20 protein-coding genes are annotated in these 23,055 nt (G+C 39.1%); 5 read left to right on the top strand and 15 right to left on the bottom strand.

Annotation, left to right across the window (positions count from 1 at the left end; translation table 11 throughout):
- Positions 1-575: 575 nt before the first annotated feature.
- The 5 genes from TY21_RS09985 to TY21_RS09970 form a co-directional block, all read right to left on the bottom strand.
- Complete coding sequence (locus TY21_RS09985; RefSeq protein WP_130589689.1) at positions 576-2,372, bottom strand: leucine-rich repeat domain-containing protein; 1,797 nt, start codon at positions 2,370-2,372, stop codon at positions 576-578.
- Between the two features lie 538 nt (positions 2,373-2,910).
- Positions 2,911-3,132: a leucine-rich repeat domain-containing protein gene (locus TY21_RS11385; RefSeq protein ID WP_052354285.1), complete on the bottom strand. Its 222-nt coding sequence runs from the start codon at positions 3,130-3,132 to the stop codon at positions 2,911-2,913.
- Positions 3,105-4,181 (bottom strand): leucine-rich repeat domain-containing protein, encoded by a 1,077-nt coding sequence (locus tag TY21_RS09980; protein WP_197725062.1) that lies wholly within the window; start codon positions 4,179-4,181, stop codon positions 3,105-3,107. Before TY21_RS09980 ends, TY21_RS11385 begins: the two co-directional genes overlap by 28 nt.
- A 533-nt stretch (positions 4,182-4,714) precedes the next feature.
- Positions 4,715-6,199: a leucine-rich repeat domain-containing protein gene (locus TY21_RS09975; protein ID WP_130589688.1), complete on the bottom strand. Its 1,485-nt coding sequence runs from the start codon at positions 6,197-6,199 to the stop codon at positions 4,715-4,717.
- Between the two features lie 859 nt (positions 6,200-7,058).
- A complete protein-coding gene (locus TY21_RS09970) occupies positions 7,059-7,265 on the bottom strand; it encodes a hypothetical protein (RefSeq protein WP_042239907.1) in 207 nt (68 codons plus the stop codon).
- A 484-nt stretch (positions 7,266-7,749) separates the two neighbouring features.
- Between TY21_RS09970 and TY21_RS09965 the strand changes: the two genes are divergently transcribed.
- Positions 7,750-8,046 (top strand): transposase, encoded by a 297-nt coding sequence (locus TY21_RS09965; RefSeq protein WP_052354446.1) that lies wholly within the window; start codon positions 7,750-7,752, stop codon positions 8,044-8,046.
- Between the two features lie 96 nt (positions 8,047-8,142).
- Entirely contained in the window at positions 8,143-9,666 is a 1,524-nt protein-coding gene (locus TY21_RS09960) for an Ig domain-containing protein (protein WP_042239898.1), read from the top strand.
- A gap of 312 nt (positions 9,667-9,978) precedes the next feature.
- On the opposite strand, the gene TY21_RS09955 is transcribed toward TY21_RS09960, so the two are convergent.
- The 3 genes from TY21_RS09955 to TY21_RS09945 form a co-directional block, all read right to left on the bottom strand.
- Positions 9,979-10,356 (bottom strand): hypothetical protein, encoded by a 378-nt coding sequence (locus TY21_RS09955; RefSeq protein ID WP_042239896.1) that lies wholly within the window; start codon positions 10,354-10,356, stop codon positions 9,979-9,981.
- Positions 10,357-10,506: 150 nt separating this feature from the next.
- Positions 10,507-11,106, bottom strand: coding sequence for a hypothetical protein (locus tag TY21_RS09950; RefSeq protein ID WP_042239894.1), 600 nt, complete (start codon positions 11,104-11,106; stop codon positions 10,507-10,509).
- Positions 11,107-11,765: 659 nt separating this feature from the next.
- Positions 11,766-13,010 carry an aminopeptidase gene (locus tag TY21_RS09945; protein ID WP_042239893.1) on the bottom strand — a complete coding sequence of 415 codons (1,245 nt, stop codon included), beginning with the start codon at positions 13,008-13,010 and terminating at the stop codon, positions 11,766-11,768.
- A gap of 97 nt (positions 13,011-13,107) precedes the next feature.
- On the opposite strand from TY21_RS09945, the gene ndk (TY21_RS09940) reads away from it, so the two are divergent.
- Positions 13,108-13,542 carry a nucleoside-diphosphate kinase gene (gene ndk, locus TY21_RS09940; protein ID WP_042239890.1) on the top strand — a complete coding sequence of 145 codons (435 nt, stop codon included), beginning with the start codon at positions 13,108-13,110 and terminating at the stop codon, positions 13,540-13,542.
- A 73-nt stretch (positions 13,543-13,615) separates the two neighbouring features.
- Positions 13,616-14,065: a nucleoside-diphosphate kinase gene (gene ndk / locus TY21_RS09935; RefSeq protein WP_042239919.1), complete on the top strand. Its 450-nt coding sequence runs from the start codon at positions 13,616-13,618 to the stop codon at positions 14,063-14,065.
- A gap of 128 nt (positions 14,066-14,193) precedes the next feature.
- Here ndk (TY21_RS09935) and lptB read toward each other — a convergent pair whose 3' ends face one another.
- The 5 genes from lptB to folK form a co-directional block, all read right to left on the bottom strand.
- Positions 14,194-14,934, bottom strand: a complete 741-nt coding sequence (lptB, locus tag TY21_RS09930; protein WP_042239888.1) for an LPS export ABC transporter ATP-binding protein — start codon at positions 14,932-14,934, stop codon at positions 14,194-14,196.
- 3 nt (positions 14,935-14,937) lie between these two features.
- Positions 14,938-16,470: a hypothetical protein gene (locus TY21_RS09925; protein WP_042239886.1), complete on the bottom strand. Its 1,533-nt coding sequence runs from the start codon at positions 16,468-16,470 to the stop codon at positions 14,938-14,940.
- A complete protein-coding gene (locus TY21_RS09920; RefSeq protein ID WP_042239884.1) occupies positions 16,467-17,252 on the bottom strand; it encodes a hypothetical protein in 786 nt (261 codons plus the stop codon). Before TY21_RS09920 ends, TY21_RS09925 begins: the two co-directional genes overlap by 4 nt.
- A 65-nt stretch (positions 17,253-17,317) precedes the next feature.
- On the bottom strand, positions 17,318-18,139 hold the full coding sequence (gene kdsA, locus TY21_RS09915) for a 3-deoxy-8-phosphooctulonate synthase (protein ID WP_042239883.1): 822 nt from the start codon (positions 18,137-18,139) through the stop codon (positions 17,318-17,320).
- Entirely contained in the window at positions 18,088-18,675 is a 588-nt protein-coding gene (gene folK, locus TY21_RS09910) for a 2-amino-4-hydroxy-6-hydroxymethyldihydropteridine diphosphokinase (protein WP_232044363.1), read from the bottom strand. The genes kdsA and folK overlap by 52 nt, the downstream gene beginning before the upstream one ends.
- Before the next feature lie 1,078 nt (positions 18,676-19,753).
- On the opposite strand from folK, the gene TY21_RS09905 reads away from it, so the two are divergent.
- The gene (locus TY21_RS09905; RefSeq protein ID WP_158623067.1) at positions 19,754-21,079 is read left to right on the top strand and encodes a leucine-rich repeat domain-containing protein; all 1,326 of its coding nucleotides are present in this window, start codon (positions 19,754-19,756) and stop codon (positions 21,077-21,079) included.
- Between the two features lie 305 nt (positions 21,080-21,384).
- On the opposite strand, the gene TY21_RS09900 is transcribed toward TY21_RS09905, so the two are convergent.
- Together TY21_RS09900 and TY21_RS09895 are read right to left on the bottom strand one after the other, a co-directional pair.
- Positions 21,385-22,200 (bottom strand): DUF234 domain-containing protein, encoded by an 816-nt coding sequence (locus tag TY21_RS09900; RefSeq protein WP_042239880.1) that lies wholly within the window; start codon positions 22,198-22,200, stop codon positions 21,385-21,387.
- Complete coding sequence (locus TY21_RS09895; protein WP_042239878.1) at positions 22,170-22,784, bottom strand: ATP-binding protein; 615 nt, start codon at positions 22,782-22,784, stop codon at positions 22,170-22,172. Before TY21_RS09895 ends, TY21_RS09900 begins: the two co-directional genes overlap by 31 nt.
- Positions 22,785-23,055 lie beyond the last annotated feature (271 nt).

Genomic DNA, 23,055 nt, shown 5'->3' with positions numbered 1-23,055 from the left:
GGAACTGCACAAGCCTCTAAGATAGGGAGCAGCAATTCATTGGGCAAGCTTTCAATAGATGCTGGAGAGATGGGATGCATTTTATTTCCTTGGGTAGTGATAACTTTTTCAGCATTTTAATTTTTTAAAGACAATATAAAAAATTAAAAAAGCAAGTCAAACGAATTCGTATCCTTATCAATGAAAAACAATTCACAGATAATCTACCTCGCTTTTTTTAGGTAAATTCAAGGAAAAGGGGTAGACTTTCCAAGCATTTAGGAGCAGCCACAGGTGTTAGCTATTAAGTGACGCGGCAATTTTGGTTTGGCTAAAAGAATGAGATTGATTCTTTGCTTTATTTAAAAAAATGGCTCTTTTTGGCGCAATGTTTTAATTCTTCTACCGCATGATGGAATACAATACGCCTAGCTTCTTCCTATCAAGAAAGGTTGTTATCCCAGCCATAACACCCTGCAGAAAAAGAGAGAAACTTCTTGCCATTATAAATGTGTAGGTTAGCTTAAGTTACTTAGTTGCGGGAAGGAAAGCGGATGACTTGTTTAAAGATAAGATCGCTAAATTTTTTTTTTATTTCATTTTAGCCCACCCAAATTTAAAAAGTACTTACGGTCAATCCGTAATCGAAAACGCTGCCTTATTTGTTCTGCAATATCTTTCAAAGGATTTTCCGCTAATTCAAGCTTTGTAAGCTGAGACAGCTGCCCGATTTCTGCAGGCAGGCTGGTGAGCTGGTTTTGATTTAATTTAAGCGTTTTCAGCTGAGACAATTGCCCGATTTCTGCAAGAAGACTGGTGAGCTGGTTTTGGCTTAAATCAAGCTCTTGTAGCCGAGACAACCGCCCGATTTCTGTAGGAAGACTGGTGAGCTGGTTTTGATTTAAGTAAAGCCATTGCAGCTGAGGCAGCTGCCCAATTTCTGTAGGCAGAGCGGTGAGCTGGTTTTGATTTAAGTAAAGCCATTGCAGCTTAGACAGCTGCCCAATTCCTGTAGGCAGAACGGTGAGCTGGTTTTGATTTAAGTAAAGCCCTTGCAGCTTAGACAGCTGCCCGATTTTTGCAGGAAGGCTGGTGAGCTGGTTTTCTCTTAAGTCAAGCGTTTGCAGCTGAGATAGCTGCCCGATTTCTGCAGGCAGACTGGTGAGCTGGTTTTGATTTAAGTCAAGCGTTTGCAGCTTAGACAGCCGCCCTATTTCTTCAAGCAGGTTGGTGAGCTGGTTTTGATTTAAGTAAAGATGTTGCAGCTCAGATAGCTGCCCGATTTCTGCAGGAAGGCTGGTGAGCTGATTTTGATTTAAGTAAAGCCATTTCAGCTTAGACAGCTGCCCGATTTTTGCAGGAAGGCTGGTGAGCTGGTTTTCTCTTAAGTCAAGCGTTTGCAGCTGAGATAGCTGCCCGATTTCTGCAGGCAGACTGGTGAGCTGGTTTTGATTTAAGTCAAGCGTTTGCAGCTTAGACAGCCGCCCTATTTCTTCAGGCAGGTTGGTGAGCTGGTTTTGATTTAAGTAAAGATGTTGCAGCTCAGATAGCTGCCCGATTTCTGCAGGAAGGCTGGTGAGCTGGTTTTGTCCTAAGTTAAGACTTTTCAGCTGAAGTAGCTGCCCTATCTCTGCAGGAAGGCTGGTGAGCTGGTTTTGATTTAAGTAAAGCCGTGTCAGCTGAGACAATTGACCTATTTCTGCAGGCAGAGCGGTGAGCTGGTTTTGATTTAAGTCAAGCGTTTGCAGCTTAGACAGCCGCCCGATTTCTGCAGGCAGGCTGGTGAGCTGATTTTGATTTAAGTGAAGCGTTTGCAGCTGAAACAATTGGCATATTTCTGGGGGTAAATAAGTCAAGCCTGCTTTAGATAAATCCAAAGCCGTGATGTTTTTACAATTTTCTTCAATCCAAGCTTTAAATAGCTCTCCTTTTTTTTCTAGAGGCAAGTGCTTAATTTCTTCTCGGCTCAAGTATTCTTCCCCACCAGGAAGTTTTTTCCAAAATAAAAGGCGATTAATATTTAAGAGATAAGAAGAGTAATTAGCCAGCGTTAAGCCTCTTTTTTCTTCTGTTTTCCATTTAAATTCCAAAGGAGAAAAAGACTTGGCTAAAGTAAAGATTTGCTTAAAGATTGCATTTACCTTTGCTGTTTCAGAAAGCTTTTCTTCTAGCTTATAAATCTTATCTACAATAAGAGCCTGCTCCTTAACATTTCCTTCAGGAACATGCACTTTATCTATTTGTCTATAAAGAGGGGGCATGACTTCAGTAGCCAGCAGATGATGCCATCTTTTACAGACGCTAAATAAGGAAGGAACTGCACAAGCCTCTAAGATAGGGAGCAGCAATTCATTGGGCAAGCTTTCAATAGATGCTGGAGAGATGGGATGCATTTTATTTCCTTGGGTAGCGATGACTTTTCAGCATTTTTATTTTTTAAAGACAGAATATAAAAATTAAAAAAAGCAAGTCAACCGAATTCGTATCCTTATCAATGAAAAAAAACTCACAGATAATCTACCTCGCTTTTTTTTCAGATAGATTCAAGGAAAGGGCAGAGACCTTCCAAGCATTCAGGAGCAGCCACAGGTTTTGGGGATCAGGTGAGCGGCAATTTTGGTTTGGTTAAAAGAAGGAGATTGATTCTTTGCCTTATTTGAGAAAAACGGCTCTTTTTGGCGCCTTGTTTTAATTCTTCTAACGAATGATGGAATACAATACACCTAGCTTCTTCCTGTCAAGGAAAGTTGTTCTCCCAGCCATAACACCCTGCAGAAAAAGAGAAAAACTTCTTGTCATTATAAATGTGTAGGTCAGTTCAAGCTTACTTAGTTGCGGGAAGGAAAGCGGATTACTTGTTTAAAGATAAGATGGCTAAAAGATTTTACTTCATTTTAGCTCACCCCCATTTAAAAAGTACTTATGGCCATCCTACAAGCGAAAACGCTGCCTTATTTTTTCTACAATATCTTTCAAAGGATTTTCCGCTAATTCAAGCTTTGTAAGCTGAGACAGCTGCCCGATTTCTGCAGGCAGGCTGGTGAGCTGGTTTTGATTTAATTTAAGCGTTTTCAGCTGAGACAATTGGCTTATTTCTGCAGGCAGGCTGGTGAGCTGGTTTTGATTTAAGTAAAGCCATTGTAGCTGAGACAATTGCCGATTTCTGCAGGAAGACTGGTGAGCTGGTTTTGGCTTAAATCAAGCTCTTGTAGCCGAGACAACCGCCCGATTTCTGTAGGAAGACTGGTGAGCTGGTTTTGATTTAAGTAAAGCCATTGCAGCTGAGGCAGCTGCCCAATTTCTGTAGGCAGAGCGGTGAGCTGGTTTTGATTTAAGTAAAGCCATTGCAGCTTAGACAGCTGCCCAATTCCTGTAGGCAGAGCGGTGAGCTGGTTTTGATTTAAGTAAAGCCCTTGCAGCTTAGACAGCTGCCCGATTTTTGCAGGAAGGCTGGTGAGCTGGTTTTCTCTTAAGTCAAGCGTTTGCAGCTGAGATAGCTGCCCGATTTCTGCAGGCAGAGCGGTGAGCTGGTTTTGATTTAAGTTAAGCCCTTGCAGCTTAGACAGCCGCCCTATTTCTTCAAGCAGGTTGGTGAGCTGGTTTTGATTTAAGTGAAGCGTTTGCAGCTGAAACAATTGGCCTATTTCTGGGGGTAAATAAGTCAAGCCTGCTTTAGATAAACCTAAAGCCGTGATGTTTTTACAATTTTCTTCAATCCAATTTCTAAGAAGCTCCCCTTTTTTCTCTAGAGGCAAGTGCTTAATTTCCCCTCGGCTCAAGTATTCTTCTCCACGAGAAAGTTTTTTCCAAAGTAAAAGGCGATTAATATTCAGCAGATAAGAAGAGTAGTTAGCTAAAGTAAAATATTTTTTTTCTTCTATTTGCACTTTAAATTCTAAAGTTGAAAAAGACTTGGCTAAAGTAAAGATTTGCCTAAAGATTGCATTTACCTTTGCTGCTTCAGAAAGCTTTTCTTCTAGCTTATAAATCCTATCTACAATAAGAGCCTGCTCCTTAACACTTCCTTGAGGAACATGCACTTTATTTATTTGCTTATAAAGAGGGGGCATGACTTCAGAAGCCAGCAGATGATGCCATCTTTTACAGACGCTAAATAAGGAAGGAGCTGCGCAAGCCTCTAAGATAGGGAGCAGCAATTCATTGGGCAAGCTTTCAATAGAGGCCGAAGAGATAGGATGCATTTTATTTCCTTGGGTAGTGATGACCTTTTATCATTTTTATTTTTTAAAGATAAAATAAAAAAATTAAAAAAAGCAAGTCAAACGAATTCGTATCCTTATCAAGGAAAGACAACTCACAGATAATTTACCAGCGCTTTTTTTTTCAGATAGATTCACGGAAAGGGGGTAGATCTTCCAAGCATTTAGGAGCAGCCACAGCTTTTGGCGATTAAGTGACGCGGCAATTTTGGTTTGACTAAAAGAATGAGATTGATTCTTTGCCTTATTTGAGAAAAACGGCTCTTTTTGACGCAATGTTTTAATTCTTCTAACGAATGATGGAATACAATACACCAGTTTCTTCCTATCAAGAAAAGTTGTCCTCCCAGCTATAACACTCAGCAGGAAAAGAGAAAAACTTCTTGCGGTTATAAATGTGTAGGTTAGTTTAAGCTTGCTTAGTTGCTGGAAGAAAACTTGTTTAAAGATAAGATGGCTAAAAGTTTTTTATTTCATTTTAGCCCACCCCAATTTAAAAAGTACTTACGGCCATTCTACAATTGAAAACTCTGCCTTATTTTTTCTGCAATATTCTTCAAAGGATTTTCCGCTAATTCAAGCGTTTGCAACTGAGACAGTTGTTCTATTTCTGCAGGAAGGCTGGCGAGCTGGTTTTGGCTTAAGTAAAGCCATGCCAACTGAGACAGTTGCCCAATTTCTGCAGGAAGGCTGGTGAGTTGGTTTTGATTTAAGTCAAGCGCTTCTAGTCGAGACAATTGACCTATTTCTGCAGGAAGACTGGCGAGCTGGTTTTGATTTAAGCAGAAGTATTGCAGCTGAGACAGCTGCCCGATTTCTGCAGGAAGGCTGGTGAGCTGGTTTTGATTTAAGTAAAGCGATTGCAGCTGTGACAAGTGGCTTATTCCTGCAGGCAGAGCGGTGAGCTGGTTTTGATTTAATTCAAGCGATTGCAGCTCAGACAATTGACCTATTCCTTCAGGCAGGCTGGTGAGCTGGTTTTGATCTAAGTAAAGCCCTTGCAGCTTAGACAGCTGCCCGATTTCTACAGGCAGAGCGGTGATCTGGTTTTCTCTTAAGCCAAGCGATTTCAGCTGAGACAGATGCCCGATTTCTGCAGGCAGAGCGGTGAGCTGGTTGTGATTTAAGTTAAGCACTCGCAGCTGAGACAGTTGCCCGATTTCTGCAGGCAGACCGGTGAGCTGGTTTTGATTTAAGTAAAGCCTTTGCAGCTGAGACAGCTGCCCGATTTCTGCAGGAAGACTGGCTAGCTGGTTTTGGCTTAAGTCAAGAGTTTGTAGCTCAGACAACTTCGCGATTTCTATAGGCAGAGCGGTGAGTTGGTTTTGGCCTAAGTAAAGCACTTGCAGCTGAGACAGCTGCCTGATTTCTGTAGGCAGACTGGTGAGCTGGTTTTGGTTTAAGGAAAGGGTTTGCAGCTTAGATAACTGGCATATTTCTGGGGGTAAATAAGTCAAGCCTACTCCAGATAAATCTAATTCCGTGAAGTTTTTACAATTTTCTTCAATCCAACCTCTAAGAAGCTCCCCTTGTTTTTCTAAAGGTAAATACTTGATTTTTTCTTGACTTAAGTATTCCGCTCCACCAGGCAGTGCTTTCCACATTAACAGACGATTAATATTTATAAGATAAGAGGCATAGTTAGCCAGAGTAAAATACCTTTTTTCCTGGGTTTTCCATTTAAATTCTAGCTCCGCAGGAGCAAGGGATTTAGCTAAAGTAAAGATTTGCCTAAAGATTGCATTTACCTTTGCTGCTTCAGAAAGCTTTTCTTCTAGCTTATAAATCCTATCTACAATAAGAGCCTGCTCCTTAACATTTCCTAGAGGAACATGCACTTTACCTATTTGCTTATAAAGAGGGGGCATGACTTCAGTAGCCAGCAGATGATGCCATCTTTTACAGACGCTAAATAAGGAAGGAACTGCGCAAGCCTCTAAGATAGGGAGCAGCAATTCATTGGGCAAGCTTTCAATAGATGCTGAAGAGATAGGATGCATTTTATTTCCTTCGGTAGGAATGACCTTTTATTATTTTTATTTTTTAAAGACAAAATATAAAAATTGAAAAAGCAAGTCAAACGAATTCGTATCCTTATCATCAGGGTAGGTATCAGCTAACTTGTTAAGCAAAGAGCAAGCTACTATGCCTTGTAGGCAATAGCTAGATATAGAAGGTTTTTGCTCAGCTTTGGGCCGACTAGACGTAGTATGCTTTTGAGTTGCTATCACTTAAGATTTTATAACCTGTATATATTTAATTTTTTTACATACTTATCTAATTGGCGTTTAGTATCGCTTGGACATGAAAACTCTTGCTGCATGGGCTTAATAAAGGCTTTGGCTTCTTTTTCACTGTCCTTAAGGTAATGCTTGGCTAAAGTAGGGCATTCTCTTTAACAGGTCACTTGGCTGAAGATAACTACCCATCTTTGTTCAACGCCTGCATAGCAAGAGGTACTCTCAAAAGCTCGATAGCTTCTATTATCTCTACAGTTTTGTCGTAAGGCGCTTCGAATATGAGTTCTTTGGCCTCCTTGGTTTGCATGGGAACAGGCGTGACAAATAAGCTTATTCTCTTTTAAAGGTTTGCAAGGGAGTTAGCGTATAAAGAGCACTATCTCCTACTTTATAGTCCAACATGATTTAGAGCATTTTTCCCCTGAGGAAAGACTTTAGGAGCATTTTTTTTAAATGCTATATTTCCTTTACAAGTCAATCACTACAAAGCCCTTAATTTCTTGCAAAGTTTACTATAAAACCAAACAAGTTAGATGACCAATAGGGCCACCTTTTTAAATTCTGCTTTAGCGGCGAACTTAATCAAAATCATCCTTTTATTTAAGCTATCTTAAGTTGATTAGATGGAAGCAGCTAGAGGAAGAATTTGATAAGATGTTTGTAGAAAAATAAGCCAACCAGCTAGGCCTGTAAGATTAGTTGCAGGGCTCCTTTGTCTTGCAACACATGGAGGAGATTTCTGATGAAAATAGGGTGTATCGATGGGTAGAGAACGCTTACTGACAATATTTTCGTGGGTATGGCTTTTAGCACCAGGCGCACCCATCCTACTTCTTTAATAAACGCGAGTTATCAGATAAGGAAATAGTTGAAAAAAGGCCTTCACATGTTTTAAAAGCATTTTGCACTAAAAAACTTAAAGCTGGAAGGTCAAAATGGTTGAAAAAGTTATCTACTTAATAATCTCCATTTTTTGCGGTGTAGATGATTTTTTGGAAGCAATTGGAGGTGGAATGACATACAACATGGGTTAAAAACCATTTAAAAACCACTCATTGAAAAAGCAATGAAAGAAGTAGAAGGCTAAAATGATCATTAAGTGAAGCGATGACTATTGTCATCATTTTTCATAAAAGTGGCTATAGAACGTTTAAAGATTACTCTATGCGACAGGTCATTCCCTTGCTGAAGACATATTTTCCTCATGTTCTTTCCTACCATAAGTTCCTCACTTTAATGAAAACATGCTTATTTGTCCTTTTTGTTTATTCACAAGCTTGCTTAAAGAGAGTGTATAGGCATTTCATTCATTGATTCTTCTACTCTATTGGCAGTGTGCCATAATCGTCGCATCCACTCCCTTCCAAGTTTTTAAAAAAATAGCCAAAAGAGGAAAAGCCTCTACCAGGTACTTTTATGGATTCAAACTACATTTAATTATTAATGATAAAGGAGAAATTCTTGCTTCTATGTTAACGCCAGGAAATATGGAGACCCAAGCCCCTGTTTCTGATCTATCTAAAAATATTTTTGGCAAAATGTTTAATGAGTTGGCTTACAGTTTAGGTAGAATTGAAGCAGACTTAGAGTGTTTTCTTATCCGATAACTCACGCTAATTAAGCTTTTATTAAGAAAAAACTTTGACGCCAAAAGCAAAAATATTCTAAAAGGAAAATTTCAAAAAAGTAAGGGGTAAAAAAAAATGAAAAAAATTTTAATATTTTTGCTTGTAATCATGGCAGCTTATAGCCATGTGTACAGCCAAAGCTGTGACCATGCTAGAGGAAGAACCCACAACGCCTTGATTCCTACTTTTAAATTAGCCTTGGCGCCTCGCCCTGCCACCGATGAAACGGCTATAGCTTTTTTTGGGGAAGTAGGCAGAAGGAATTATCGTGCCAATGGAACAGTAGGTTGGCTCTACAGCCATGAAGATCGATTCAAGCTTTCAGCTGAATATTTAACACAAAGATTAGGCTATCGTTTTTCCACCGGGAAAAAAGAACGGTGGATGCATCAGTATGCTCTTGGAGCTAAGTATCAACATGATTTTTATCATCAGTTTTTCAATAAGGTGGAGGCTACAGCCTATTACTCTTACGCCGCGTCTCACAATTTAAAGCCTAAGAGATGTAAAGATTTTCTTTACTGGCGCCGTATTGCTGGCTCTAGCAGCTATGGAGGCTCCCTAGGGATAATCATAACCCCTTGGTATTCCAGCCGCTTTCAGGTAGATGCAGATTTTGATAGCGTAAGCTACCGTCGAAAATATAGATCTAGAAAACATCTATCTGGCTTAGGGGCAAGCTTTGGCTATCAACAACAAATTGCTTCTCATTTTCTTCTTGATCTCTTAGCCGAATTTAAACGCCCTTATAATTATGGAAAAGTACGTTTAAGCTGGTCTCAGCCTGAATGGACAGGATTGACTATAGGATTATTTGGTGCACATACGCGAGGAAAATCTCACCTTCCCAACCTTACCACTGCAGGTATCGAGCTTACCTACGCTTTTGGAACACAAAAACAGATGGATAACAACGCCTGCAACCCCTGCTATTGTGACCCTGCTTTAGCAGGCTGGGTGAGTGCACCTGCAGTTTATATGCCTGAAGTGTTAGCGATTGCGGAAGAAAAAAGAAAGAAAATGATTGTGCCTCCCTCCTGCCATGAATTGAATTATTCTCCTATTCCTAATTTTATCTTTTTAGGTAATGAGCCCTATAGCTTTGATATCAGCCCTTATTTTAGCAACCCCAGTGGAGGAGCTTTAACTTTTAGTGCCTCCGGATTACCGGCAGGGGCAAGTATTAATCCAACGACAGGCCTCATCTCAGGGATAGGTTTACAAGATAATCAGGTATATAACATTGTCATCACGGCTACAGCTAGTGATGCTTGTGCAAGTGTAAGTCAATCTTTTACCATTAGCTTCCCCTGTGCTCCGCCTACATCGACTCCCCTAGAAAATCCAGTAAATTTGGCCATGCTTGGTGGTCAGCCCTATACCTTAGATCAAGTCACAGGACATTTTTTTAGTCCAAACGGTGAGCCCTTCACCTTTACGGCCACAGGATTACCTTCTGGCTCATCCATTAATCCCACAACAGGGGTAATCACAGGAATTTCAAGAGGATCAGGACCTGAATTTAGGGTGACTATTATAGGCACCACGCCTTGTGGTTCAACTAGCCAAAGCTTTGTTCTAACATTTTATTCGGCTTAAGCATGAAGTTTAGGTTGGTAAGCTAAAAATTAAAGGTTGGAAAAAAGTATACAAGAGGATAAAGAATAATGGGCATCGCCCCCTTTAGCAGGGGGCGTCTCGCTCTCATCGCTTGAATCCCTATGGTCCCACCTAACAATGAAAAATTTATAGGAAGAAATAGGAAAAAAGAGGATAGATAGGAGAACAGGAAGGTTTTAGAAAGAGCCGGGAAGTAGGGATTTTTCATCTCTCAGTAAAAAATTGCCCGTTTAAATTATTGCTTAGACATGAGCTGGTATAAGTAAAAGCACACTTCCTTCTTTAACATTTTTAATGAGCACATGTAAAAATCAATTTAACTTGCAAATCTTCGAGGAGAGATTTTTCGCCTTTAAGATTAGAAATTTTGTCTATTAATCTTCGTCTTACACTGTCATTTTGCTTAGCAAGAAGAACCAAATGATCTTTCAATAGGTCAACGTTAGAAGTAGTCAAAGGTACTTCTTTTAAGCTTTTCATCAATTCATTCGTATACTTATCAAGCTTTTTGGCGCTTTCTAACATTTTAATGGAAGAATTAACAGGGTGAGTCTCTATCCACTGACGCAACTCTTCTATTCCTCTATCTTCATCTTTTTTTTCTAAAATCTCATATTCTTGATAGGAGGGGGCTCCACATGAAGTAAACAAACTAAAAATATAATTCATTATTTCCTCTCTTTTTTATAGGTTAATGAATAAAAATATTAGAGCAAAACTCTACTTTTTTTAGCTAAGAAACTAGAAATTTGCTCATCGATTATAAGATGGACTTAAAACTATCATATTCCCTTTTGTAAAGACAGTCCATCAAAAGTTTTAAGGTTCGTCGCCCCTCGCTTTAATAATAGAGTTTAATAGGGGAAAAGCCATAAGGCTTGCTCCTATGAACATATCAGCGCTGCCAGCTCCTTGCCCGCCATCGGTAGCATTTAAAGCAAATATGGAAGATACACCTCGAGTAAAGGTAACAGTTGCACCTGCTAAAAGGTAGGTAGTACCCAAATTCCTATTATTCCCACAGGTCTCAAAGATATGATGACCAAGTTTTCTCACATAGTTGCCCCCAGGGAGCCCCCAGACGCCAGCTGATAAATACTTCACTTTTTTAATTGTAGAAGAAAGCTTCTCATCATATCTAATCGTACTATCCTTGATTGCTTCTTGCGCCTCGGCAGGTTTTTTCTTAGCTAGATCGAAAATTTTTTCCTTTAAATAGCTTTCACACTTTCCTTGAAAAGGCCCATCACTATTAAGCGTTTGAGAAAGACATTGCATGCAAGCGATGAATTTATTTGTAAGAGTAGCATTAGAGGCGTCAATATGGCTGATTACTGAAGTAATATCCCCTGTATTGAGCACATTGGAAGTTTGCCCTGCGGCATCGGTAAATGCTGTCATATTTATATTAACTACCATATCCTATTCCCTCAATCTTTTAAAAATATTGATTACTAAACTTAAACCTAATAGTTATTTTAAAACATAAGGATAAAGGATAAAAATATTACTTTCAAGAAAGAAAACCCTTTTAGTGAGAAAATTAATTATTTTTTCATCTAAATAATGAAGAAATCGAACTATGTTATTCTAATGCTTTAGCAGAAATTTATTATAAGTCACCTAGTAAACTTTCTACCTAGGAAATTTTTAAAAAAAGTTTAAAAACAGAGTTGCTGCTAAAATTATAAATAAATGCTGTTGGAAAAGAGGGGCCTATTTGCGAAAAAGCAAAAATTTAGCGAAGGGAATGAAATCCACAAGCTGCAAGGCCCTAGTAGAAAAAAACATTCAGGATAAACTTCCTTCTCTTAATCCATAAAGAATAGGCCACCTGCATTTTCTCTGCATCCATGTATAAAAGCTTTGTAAGGTAAGAAGGCTAAAGCCGCTAAAAAAGATGAGAGTAAAATTTCTATTTAAAATTTCACTAACTTATCCTTTTTTGTTATTTTTCTTGCTTAGTTTTATATCTTATAAAAGATAACTTAATGGAAAATTTTTAAACCTTTTCTATCAAATGCCAAGCATAAATTTTTGCTATTCCCCTCTCTTAATTTGGACTTGCGGCTACCCATTTACAACCCTTGCATCCATTGCCCTTTACAAATCAACTTAACCTTTTTACCTTCATAAGTAGTTGCCTCCACATCTACATGCTCATCCGAAATCATCATGTCGACATGTACGGTACTTACATTGCATCCTATATCTGCAAGCTGCTCAGGGGACATTGAAGGGCCTCCATCTATACACATACTATAGGCAAAACCCACGGCAATATGGCAGGCAGCATTTTCATCATACAAAATCTCTTCAAATATCTTACCAGTTTGGAATATCGGAGAGTCTGTCCCTACTAAAGCCACCTCACCTAAAAAGCGAGAACCTGCATCGTTATCGATATATCTTGCAAAATTTTCTTCCCCTTCACTAGCCTCAAAATGAACAAGTTTTCCTTCTTTAAATTCCAAATGCAAATCTTTAACTATTTTACCATTCACAAGTACAGGACGCGTAACTTTTACTTTACCGGTGGTTAAACGATAATCAGGAGTAGTGAAGCACTCTTCGGTGGGAATATTAGGCTCAAATTCCCCTCCAGGTCCTTGGCTTCCCCCTCCCACAAAAAGAGCTTGAGGGCTTAAAAAAACCTTTAAATCGGTATCAGGGCCTGTAAAATGCAATTCGCGAATTTTCATTTTAGTCAGGTGCTTGGCACGAGCTTGCAAGACACTATTATGTTTCTTCCATAATTCAAGGCAGTTAGGTTGATCAGCCCGGCAAATTTTGAAAATCTGCTCCCACAGTGCTTCACAAGCTTTTGCCTCCTCAAGTTCAGGAAAAACTTTTTTTCCCCACTGCGGGGTAGCTGCTGCTGCAACTGTCCACTGAACTTTCGACTTACTTACACCCTCAGTATAATATTTTTTAAGAGCTTTAAAATTACTATTGGAAAGAGTGTTAATTTTTTGAGGATTTAAATCTGTAAGGTTATCGGGAAGTTCACTACCAATCAATCGTAAGACAGCAGCTCCTTCTTTTACAAATTCTTCATATTTTTGACTAAGATAGTGAGGCACATACGCTAAATCATCGTCTTCTATCGAATCTAAGAGACGAGTTCGTATTAAACGAGGCTCAATAAAATCTACATTCACATGCTTGGCTCCTCGGCGATAAGCTATCTGGCAAAGCAGATGGGTAAGCTCACGATGGCAAATTTCTGCTGTAATGTTAACAATCTGTCCTTTTTGTACATTTAAGCCATGTTCTATCAGTAACTGTGCATAAGTATAGAGTTTTTGTTTAAAATCCATCATTTTTTTGAGCCTCAAAATGGTTTAATAGTGTGTATTTTTTTCAAGTTTGCTATACTACCTTTTATTTAATAACCTTTAAAGGAGGAAATAAAGAAGAATGACATCACAAGAACGCACACTCTCCATCATTAAACCAGATGCTGTAGGTAAAAATCAGATAGGTGAAATCATTGCTCGCTTTGAAAAAAATGGGTTAAAGATTGTGGCTGCTAAAATGAAACATTTAAGCCAGCAGGAAGCCGAAGGTTTTTATGCTATTCATAAAGAACGTCCTTTTTTTAAAGACCTTGTCAGCTTCATGATTTCAGGTCCTGTACTTATTACGGTATTAGAAGGTAACCAGGCCATCCTTAAAAACCGAGAAATTATGGGAGCTACTGACCCTAAAAAAGCCTCTCCAGGCACTATTCGTGCAGATTTTGCACAGTCTATCGATGAAAATTGCGTACATGGTTCAGATTCTGCTGAAAATGCTCAAACCGAAATTAACTATTTCTTTAAAAGCACTGAAATCTGCCCTCATACCCGTTAAAACTATAAGGATATTTACTATGTTAAGGACTACCCTATTTTTTCTATTTGCTTGTTTAGCTCCTTTTTCGCTAATGGCTGCTGCTGGCGATACTTCTCCTCAACAGACTTTATCTATGATAAAGCCTGATGGCATCGCGAACAAACATGTAGGTGAAATTATTGCACGTTTTGAGAAAAATGGCTTACAAATTTCAGCTGCAAAAATGCTCCATTTGACTGCCGAGCAAGCGGGTCAATTTTATGCAGTCCATAAAGATCGCCCCTTTTACAAAGATCTTATTAACATGATGAGTTCAGGGCCTGTCATGGTGATGGTACTAGAAGGCGAAGATGCTATAGCTAAAAATCGTCAATTAATGGGTGCCACCGATCCTTCTAAAGCTGCTGCTTCTACTATTCGTGCAGATTTTTCTAAATCCGTCACAGAAAATACTGTACATGGCTCAGATTCAGTAGAAAATGCTAAACTAGAGATTGCTTTCTTTTTTAAACCCGAAGAGATTGTCAATCCTATTAAGTAAGCATTTGTAGACTTTTACAAAAAGGGCAAAAAATTAAAAGTGGAGATAGAAGGGTCAAACCTCTGGTTTTATCCTTTTTCTCTGCTGCCCTTTTTTAAAATTTAATGCCTAGCAGTTCTATCGATCTTTTATAATTTAAAATCCTCTCCAAGGTAGGTACGTCGAGCCTGCTGATCATTAACTAAAGTATCGACTGTTCCGGATAGGATGACTTTTCCCTCGCTCACTAGATAACTACGATCGACAATAGAAAAAATCTCTCGTGCATTATGGTCTGTAATTAAAATGCTGATATTTTTCTGCGTCAAATGTGAAATCATCTGCTTGACCTCGTGAACCGATAGAGGATCAATATTCGCAAAAGGCTCATCGAGCATTAAAAGGGTAGGATCGGTCACAAGGGCTCTAGTAATTTCTAAGCGACGTCTTTCCCCGCCTGAGAGGGCTATAGCTTTTTTCTTGGCTAAAGGCTCAAGATGAAGTTCTTGTAACAACTTTTCTAAGCGTAATTTACGCTCTGCTTTATTTAATGGCAAGCACTCTAAAATACACATAATGTTTTCTTCAACAGTTAGGTAACGAAAAACAGAAGGCTCTTGAGCTAGATAGCCCATTCCCATACGTGCGCGCATATGCATAGCAGAACGGGTGACATCATATTGATTAAAAGATACAGTGCCTGCATCAGGGCGAATAAGCCCTACCGTCATATAAAAAGCTGTGGTCTTACCTGCTCCATTAGGACCTACAAGTCCCACGATTTCTCCTTTTTTAACGTAGAAAGATAGACCATTAACGACCTTACGTCCATTATAGCTTTTCTGAAGATCCTGAACCTCCAAACATATGTTATGCTCGTTATTATGCATGATCTAGATACCTATACCTATTTTTGCTTCAAAAGTTGGAAACCGTTCTTGCAACATCTTGCATTCCTTCTCTATAAAATTAAAACGCACATCGCCTATTCCTTGCACCCTATCTTTTTTCGTATAAGGATCTTTTAATACTTTTACAGAAGGGGCACTAATCTGCAAATGATTAGACCCATCCAGAAAAAGCACACGCTTTCCATAATCTGATAAAAACAACATTTCTTGGGTCTCTATATTATATTCTAAGCGATCAGAGATTGCTAGATGGGAAAATTGCTCTTGCTTTTCTTTGTCATTAGCCTTGCGCTTAAGCAACCAAACGCTACCCTTAAGAAATAATTTCACTGGCTTTAGCTGCTGAGCAATTTCATCATAATAAATAAAAACTTCATCAGCATACATCTCACCCATAGAGCCTGTAAGATGCACCTGCTGGCCCTTCATAACTTGGCCATTAGCATCACGTGGACTTTCCAGATGAGCCTGTCTTAACTTTCGATCCACTATAAGCTTATGGTAAGTAGAAAGAGTATAATCTAGATTTTTTGTCTTGTCTTGGTATTTTAAAACCGAAGGACCTCTACATTCAATCAAACTCACTTGCTTGCTTGCATCGATTGAGTGCCTGGATATATAAACCTTTTCAGGGGTTGTCAATTTGCCTAAACCTAAATAATCAATTTCAATTTGCTGATATAAAGTAAGAATATCTTGTTGCTCATCCCAGCTCATTGTTGCACAGGAAAAATTTATTTTATGGGCAGGCTCATAAGCTGTGCCTGTATAAAGAGAGCCGCTAGGTTTATCAAACTCTAATTGCCGCCTAAAAACATCCCAGTCAATTTTCTGAGCATCGATAAAATCTCCTTTAGGATTACTTAGGCGACACATTCCCGAGGATGTATTGGCTTGCAAAGATAAGATCCCCACCCTCTTAGTTTGCAAAGTGTTTTGCTTATCTAGAACAAAGGGTGACTTTGTTCTTTTATAGGTTCCATGATCAGCTTGCGCGAAAATTTCATGATTGTAATTGATAGTAACGTTAGGAGAGGCGGAGATTTCACTTATAGCAAGAGAAGATTTCCCCTCTTGTTCCTGCCGTTGCAGATAGATGGTCAGTTGATGGCTTTTAATTTCTAGAGGTTTAGTAAGAAGGGAAGCTTTCTCTTGAATGTTTTCTTTATAGACAACATATTCATGGTTAGGGCCATTCAAAAATTTTCCCACCAAGTTTTGAGCGTCTATTTCTGCTTCCGAGCAGCTCATCTGTCCACCATCTTGCAAGGCAATTTCAGCGCCTTGGACCATTTTAAGGTGAGAAAGGCTCCTTTTCTTAGTCTCTTTTGCTGGAAAAATAATTATTTCTTGAGCCTTCACCTTTCCTAATTCATGCTCAAGAAACACTTTGCCGCTTAGATGAACTAATTCTCCCTTGTAATGCATATTTTCTGCTTCAACACTCAAAGGTGTTGATTCTTCAGCAAGCAGACAATTGAAAAGGACACAAGATAAGAAGAGGTATTTTCTCATAAAATCCTACCGTCTGGACCAAAAAGTTTAGCTTTAAAATGATAGGCCTTTAAATGAAAAGCTTCTTCCTCGCCCTTCAAAGAAAATTCGACTTTGTCTGCTGTCCCTTGCATTAAAATTTTTTCCTGTTCGACTACTTCTTTTAGTTGATGACCGGCTATCGCATACCGTTTCATTTTTACTTTTTTAGCCACTAAAAGATCTTTTTTATAATGATACTCGGCTGTCTCTGCCTCTATAAAGCGTAAAAGTTGCATAGGACGCAATTCCAACCTACTTTCTGGAGACCAGGAAGAGGAAAGAGAGGTGGCATGAGCGGAACGTAGACGTAATTGCCCATCAGGTTGTAAAACAGCTTCCCGCCCATCAGGAAGAAGGTAATAAAGTTCTTCTTGCATCAAGCATTTAACATTTTGCAGATGTTCTACTACCTGAGGATGAGAATCTTGCTGCTTTAAAAGCAGCTGAGCCGCATCCGCTATTAAACGCATGTGCAAACGTTCGCCTCTTTTGTAAAAATAGATATCCTTTTGAACACCTTCTCTTTCTTGGCGTGCTGTATAAGAATTTAGCTGCATGGCAGACTTAGAGGATTGAGATGCGGCAAGCAGTTTACGATATTCTAGCTCATCTTTTTCATTCACATGCCCTATTTGCCAAACTATTCCGCTTAATAAGGCTACCATAAGCAAGATTATCAGCGCAAACTGAGGAGAAAGCAAAGAGACACGCTGACATTTAGGGGAGAATGCAAAAGGAGAAAAAGAATGTTTTTTGACCATGACCTGAGTTTTTTTAATTGATATAAGCTTTAAAAGCTTTTTTTAGCATGCTTAAGAAATAAGAGTTAGTGGCCCTGGATCAAATCATATAATTTCTCTAGTATAGTTAACAAAGCAGGTAAATCTTTGAAATCTAAAACAGAAGAAGCATCGCTTTTTGCTTCCGCTGGATGAGGATGAGATTCCATAAACAAGCAATTAGCCCCCGCACTGATAGCGGCTTTGGCTAAGATAGGAATAAACTCCCTTTGTCCCCCTGATTTATTTCCTAGCCCTCCAGGCAATTGTACAGCATGGGTAGCGTCAAAACACACAGGCACACCAAATCCCTGCATAATAGGGATCGCTCGCATATCACAGACTAGATTGTTATAGCCAAATGTCGCTCCCCGCTCAGTTAAGATAATATTCTCATTGCCAGCAGCACGGAATTTTTCTACCACATTAAGCATATCCCAAGGAGCCATAAACTGTCCTTTTTTTACAGTAACAGGAATTCCTGTTTGGGCAGCTGCATTAATAAGATCGGTTTGTCTACACAAAAAAGCAGGAATCTGAATTAGATCACAAACCTGACCTGCTGCCTGCGCTTCTTGGGGAGAATGCACATCGGTCACAATGGGCAAATCGAGTTCTTTTTTCACTTTTTCTAAAATGCGTAAACCTTCTTCCAATCCAGGTCCGCGGAAAGATTGGTAGGAAGAGCGGTTGGCTTTATCATAGCTAGACTTATAGATAAGATTAATATTGTGCTTAGAAAATAAATTTTTAAGCGCTTCTGCCGTTGCTAAGCAATGCTCTTCGCTTTCAATGACGCATGGACCTGACAAAATAGCTAAGGGTTGTCCTTTACCGATGGAGAATTTTCTAAAGGGTACAGTCTGCATAAGTTTTTCCTTGAAATTTCTGAAAGTAGGGTGACAGTTTCTTGATGAATATTGGGAAATTCTTGAAGGTATTTCCTTACATTAAAGGGCTCTAGAGATTTAGAATGGCCCGGTTGAGGAACAAATAAGTGAGTGACCAGGTCAGCTAGAGGGGCTATAACAAAAAGTCTTTCATGCCAATAAGGATGAGGAATTTGTAGATCGGGTTCATTCACTATTTCGCTTCCATAAAATAAAATATCTAAGTCCACTCTTCGGGGGGCTTCTTTAGGCTTTGCTTGCTTGCCTAAGCTTATCTCAATAGATTGCAATTGTCTTAACAGTTCTTGAGGTAAAAGAGTTGTTTTAAAGCGACAAACAGCATTGATATAAAATCTTTGAGAGATAGAGCTTACAGGTGTTGTACAATAAAAGCGAGAAACCTCTAAATCGTAAATGCTAGAAAGAGCAGCCATTTTTTCTATAGCATGGGATAAAATTGCATAGCTATCTCCCACATTGCCTCCTAAGCCTACATAAACTTCTGGCAGATGCATTTCAACCTTAATGGCTTTAGAACATTTATCGTATTCTTATCATAAGGATCTCCCTTAAATTTATCCAGCATAAATACTCTTCTACTAGGTGGAGTAAATCGGGTGCTGGCACAGATCCTAAATAGAGCCACAGACTATAATGGTTAAATATTAAAAGCAAAACGTCGTGTTAATCTTTTTCAGGGCAAAACAGGGTGCTTTGATAATTTTTTTTGGCATCTACTCCATTAAAAAGAGGCTTATCTATGGCTCAAGAGAAAATGGCTTAAAAAAGCTAGCGAAACATAAGCATTGCCTGCCTGGCTAGAGGACATGAATGTGTAAATGCAGCGATTGTATTAATGGATGCTCATTATAGCCACTAGGGAGGCTATGGATGAGATTTTGAATAGAAAGGCTGGCCATAGGATAGAAATTAAAGGTAATCAGAGTCATCTTAAAACCGAAGTGTATAACTTTTTTAGATAAGCAAAAGCAGTTAATTAAGAGAGAGGAGAGAAAATTACTCAAGAGTAAATTCATGAGAAAGATCATAGTCGCATAGAAATTTGCTAGGTGTGTAAGTCAATGCAGTGAGTAGCTTACCCATTAGGAGAAAGAGCATTTACTGCCAATGATTAAAGGCGTTTTGAAGGAATGATAGCAGCTAAAGTAGGGGATGTTACCTGCTATTATAAAAATGCAGGGGGCTAAAGAATCTACAAACTGAATGCGAGCCCAGGGGATTTCATAGAAAATAGTCTACATCAGGATAGTTTTAAAGAAGATGCTCATTAAGTGATAGAGGCTTTGGGGCTTAAAAAACATGGCTTTAATCAATCGCTTAGCTGCTCACATACTAAGAACTATCGATCCGTAACAAGCAATGACAGATACTCGATGAAATGCCATTTATGCACTTGATTATTTGAGAGGATTGTTAGGCAACAGCTTACCAAATAATTTTCATCACAATATTGGGAGAGGGAAGAACATTATAAAAAACCATGGTATTATAAGAGAATAGATTGTATTTTGTTTATTACATGTACAAGCACGCTATTAAAAAACCAATAAAAACATGTATAAAGGCCATACTGTGAACGCTAGCTCTTCTATCACCCTTGAGCAATTGCCTAATGAAATATTAGTCCCCATTTTAAAGCATTGTACCTCGCCTGCCCTTTTTAGCGTTTGTAGAAGATGGCATCATCTGCTAGCTACTGAAATCATGCCTTCTCTTTATAGGCAAATAGGCAGCATTCATGTTCCACAAGGAGATATTAGCAAGCAGTCCCTTATTGTGGATAAGATTTACAAGCTAGAAGGTGGGCTTTCTGAAACAGAAAAAGTCAAGGAAATTTTTAAGCAAACCTTTGCTCTAGCTAGCTCACTTTCTCCTATGGAGTTAGAATTTAAATGGGTAACTGAGGAAAAAAGATATTTTACCCTGGCTAATTATTCTTCCTATCTTATAAATATTAATCGCCTATTAATTTGGAGAAGCCTTCCTGGTGGAAAGGAGTACTTAGAGCAAGAGAAAATCAAGTATCTGCCTTTAGCAAATAAAGGAAAACTTTTTAAAGATTGGATTGAGAACCATGGTAAAGGGATCACAGAAGCAAATTTAGAAGGAAGTGGCCTGATCCTTTTACCTCCGGAGATAAAACAGTTTTCTCAGCTTGGTAGGCTTTCCCTAGGCAGCAACCAGCTCACCACCCTTCCTGCCGAGATAGGGCAGTTGTCTCATTTACAATGTCTTGGCTTGCAACACAACCAGCTAACTGCTCTTCCCGCCGAGATAGGGCAGCTGCCTCAACTGAAAGACATTTTCCTAAGCGGTAACCAGCTTACCAGCCTTCCCGCAGAAATCGGGCAGCTTTCTCAGCTGGAAAATTTTTACTTAGACAACAATCAGCTCACCTCTCTGCCGATAGAAATAGGGCGGCTGTCTCAATTGCAATATCTTGGCTTGCAACAAAACCGGCTAGCTGCTCTCCCTGCAGAGATAGGAGGCTTGTCTCAACTGTGCACTCTCCACTTAGACTACAACCAACTTACCACCCTTCCTGCAGAGATAGGGCAACTCTCCAAGCTGGAAATGCTTTATTTAAGCGAGAACCAGCTTGCCTTTCTTCCTCCAGAAATATGGCAACTTTCTTCACTCTACCACCTAGCCATAAGCAGCAACCAGCTCACCACGCTTCCTGCGGAGATAGGGCGACTTTCGCAACTGGAAGGCCTTCAATTAGACGACAACCAGCTCACCACTCTTCCTGCAGAGATAGGGCAGCTTTCACAGCTGAAAGTGCTTCTCATAGGCAATAACCCACTTACCTCTCTTCCTGCCGAGATAGCGCAGCTACCTGAATATTTATATCTTGCGTTGGAGCAAACTCTCCGCCAAATCCTTCAGAAAAATTAAAGCAGCGTGTTAAGCTGTACCTGTGGAAGGACTTGTTTTTATCATTTATAATACTAAAAGGACAAATTAGTAGGCATAGAAAATCTTAAAGATAGAGAGAGCCTGCGGCTTATTATAGAGATATAACATGAAGACAGTGGAATCGTATGAAGATTTAAGTTGGCCAAGCAAGGGACATAATTATTATTCTTTTCCTTGTTTGAAAAAACTCTATTTTTAAATTAATGCAGCCGTGAAATTTTTTGGGTAAATTGGGTCGCAGTAATTAACGTTTCCTTTTTCCTAGCTTATTAACCCCCTCATGCCTACCTTAAAACTTGTAGCACTTCATTTGCATCGATTACTTGTATGTTTTCAGGTAAGTCCAAGTCTTTAGGCTTTTCAGGAATAAATAATCCGTAAACAACTTGCTTATTAGATTGCCTAGCTGTAGGAGGAAGACCTTTATATTTTAATTCTTCAATAGTTTTATAGATCCATTGAGCGGAAGGGGGCTTTGCTATCCATTTTGCTTCTCCAATAAATAAAGCTTTACCCTCGACTGAATCAGCTAATATATCCCATTCTGAATCTTTCTTATGCCAATAACGGCTTGCCCTTCCAAAAGCAATATTGCTCAATTGATAGGGGAAACGTGGAACCGCGGCTCGACAAAGGTCTTCCCATGTGACAGAAAATATAGGCTGAAAGGAATTTTTAAGATAAGCTTGACGTTGGGCCGAGCTGATCTGAGTAAAATAACTGCGCTGAGGAGCTACAATTTCAAACCAAAAACGCATGAAAGGATCTTTTATTTTATAAAGAGTGCGTTTAGAATTATATTCAGTAGAACCAAAAGAAATCTCTCGCTCAATTAAATCAAGTTCTAATAATCGTTGAATTTGGCGCATAAAAGAAGTGACAGGCTGCCCAATGCGAGCTGCAATCTCTGATAGGCGATGGGCTCCTAGGCCTATGGCATCTAAAATAGGCCTTAAGCCTATGGCAGCTTCTTCTAAAAGCAAGTGATTAGGCTCATCGTTTAGTGCTCCAAGGGGATCTAAAACCAGCTGATCAATATTTTCAAAAAATGAGCCCCTATTGTTATTTACTAGTTCCCAATAACGGGGATGCCTCCCCAAATAGAATATGTTTCCACCATTTCTCGAGAACTTTTAATATTTAAACCTTCTGCCATGTAGCCTGCAGTTATAGGTTCTAGTTTAATAATTTCGTTAGCTCTACCAAACAAAGGAGCAGAAGCATCTAATACGGCACCTTGCATCATGCGTTGACTTGAGCCTGATAATGCCACAATCATTTTTGCTTTTTTCCCTTCATGATCAATAAATTTTTGCAGAACGCTAGCCAATTCAGGAGATGAAGAGATAAGATAAGGAAGCTCATCAATTATTAAGGGGCCGCGCCAGCCAGTATACATCGCCTCTTTAGCTAATCGCATGAATAAGGAATGCCAATCTGAATATTCAACGGCTGCAAAGTCCGGTAAAGCTTGCTGAAGGGCTAAAGCAAAATATTTTCTTTGGATGGCGGGGGCCGATTCATCTGCTGTATAGTAAATACCTTGGTATTTATGAGCCCATTCTAAAAGTAGACGCGTTTTTCCCACCCGCCTTCTTCCCCAAATAATAGCCATTGCTGCTTCCTCGCTATTAGCTAAGCGATCCAAGCGAGACAGCTCTTGCTGCCGATTAATGAATCTCATATACACTCTTTTTCTTATTAAAGATTATGCTTCATAGCATAATGTTTAATAACATAGTTTTTCAACATCTATTTATTCACACTCTTTTAGGCAAATACAATTTTCTCGTCATATATGAATCTTAAGAGGAAAGCTATTCCATTAACTTCATAGCTTAGCTTATGAGTAGAAAATTGAGAGATTTTATTAAATTGCAGATCTTAAAAAAGATAAACTTTCCCCGAGCAAGATCTAAGGCTAAAAAATTTCTTAAAAAAATTGCTGGTAGGTT

The sequence above is a fragment of the Neochlamydia sp. S13 genome (genome assembly GCF_000648235.2).
Taxonomy (GTDB): Bacteria; Chlamydiota; Chlamydiia; order Chlamydiales; family Parachlamydiaceae; genus Neochlamydia.
This window is presented reverse-complemented; position numbering and strand designations above follow the sequence as displayed.

Excerpts from the sequence above, each read along its gene's own strand:
- TY21_RS09975 (WP_130589688.1), bottom strand. The coding sequence starts at position 6,199 with ATGCATCCTATCTCTTCAGCATCTATTGAAAGCTTGCCCAATGAATTG.
- kdsA (WP_042239883.1), bottom strand. The coding sequence starts at position 18,139 with ATGCAGACTGTACCCTTTAGAAAATTCTCCATCGGTAAAGGACAACCC.
- TY21_RS09970 (WP_042239907.1), bottom strand. The coding sequence starts at position 7,265 with ATGGGTGCGCCTGGTGCTAAAAGCCATACCCACGAAAATATTGTCAGT.
- TY21_RS09950 (WP_042239894.1), bottom strand. The coding sequence starts at position 11,106 with ATGGTAGTTAATATAAATATGACAGCATTTACCGATGCCGCAGGGCAA.
- folK (WP_232044363.1), bottom strand. The coding sequence starts at position 18,675 with ATGCATCTGCCAGAAGTTTATGTAGGCTTAGGAGGCAATGTGGGAGAT.
- ndk (WP_042239919.1), top strand. The coding sequence starts at position 13,616 with ATGGCTGCTGCTGGCGATACTTCTCCTCAACAGACTTTATCTATGATA.
- TY21_RS09920 (WP_042239884.1), bottom strand. The coding sequence starts at position 17,252 with ATGGTCAAAAAACATTCTTTTTCTCCTTTTGCATTCTCCCCTAAATGT.
- TY21_RS09945 (WP_042239893.1), bottom strand. The coding sequence starts at position 13,010 with ATGATGGATTTTAAACAAAAACTCTATACTTATGCACAGTTACTGATA.
- TY21_RS09980 (WP_197725062.1), bottom strand. The coding sequence starts at position 4,181 with ATGCATCCTATCTCTTCGGCCTCTATTGAAAGCTTGCCCAATGAATTG.
- TY21_RS09925 (WP_042239886.1), bottom strand. The coding sequence starts at position 16,470 with ATGAGAAAATACCTCTTCTTATCTTGTGTCCTTTTCAATTGTCTGCTT.
- TY21_RS09895 (WP_042239878.1), bottom strand. The coding sequence starts at position 22,784 with ATGAGATTCATTAATCGGCAGCAAGAGCTGTCTCGCTTGGATCGCTTA.
- TY21_RS09955 (WP_042239896.1), bottom strand. The coding sequence starts at position 10,356 with ATGAATTATATTTTTAGTTTGTTTACTTCATGTGGAGCCCCCTCCTAT.
- TY21_RS09960 (WP_042239898.1), top strand. The coding sequence starts at position 8,143 with ATGAAAAAAATTTTAATATTTTTGCTTGTAATCATGGCAGCTTATAGC.
- ndk (WP_042239890.1), top strand. The coding sequence starts at position 13,108 with ATGACATCACAAGAACGCACACTCTCCATCATTAAACCAGATGCTGTA.
- TY21_RS09985 (WP_130589689.1), bottom strand. The coding sequence starts at position 2,372 with ATGCATCCCATCTCTCCAGCATCTATTGAAAGCTTGCCCAATGAATTG.
- lptB (WP_042239888.1), bottom strand. The coding sequence starts at position 14,934 with ATGCATAATAACGAGCATAACATATGTTTGGAGGTTCAGGATCTTCAG.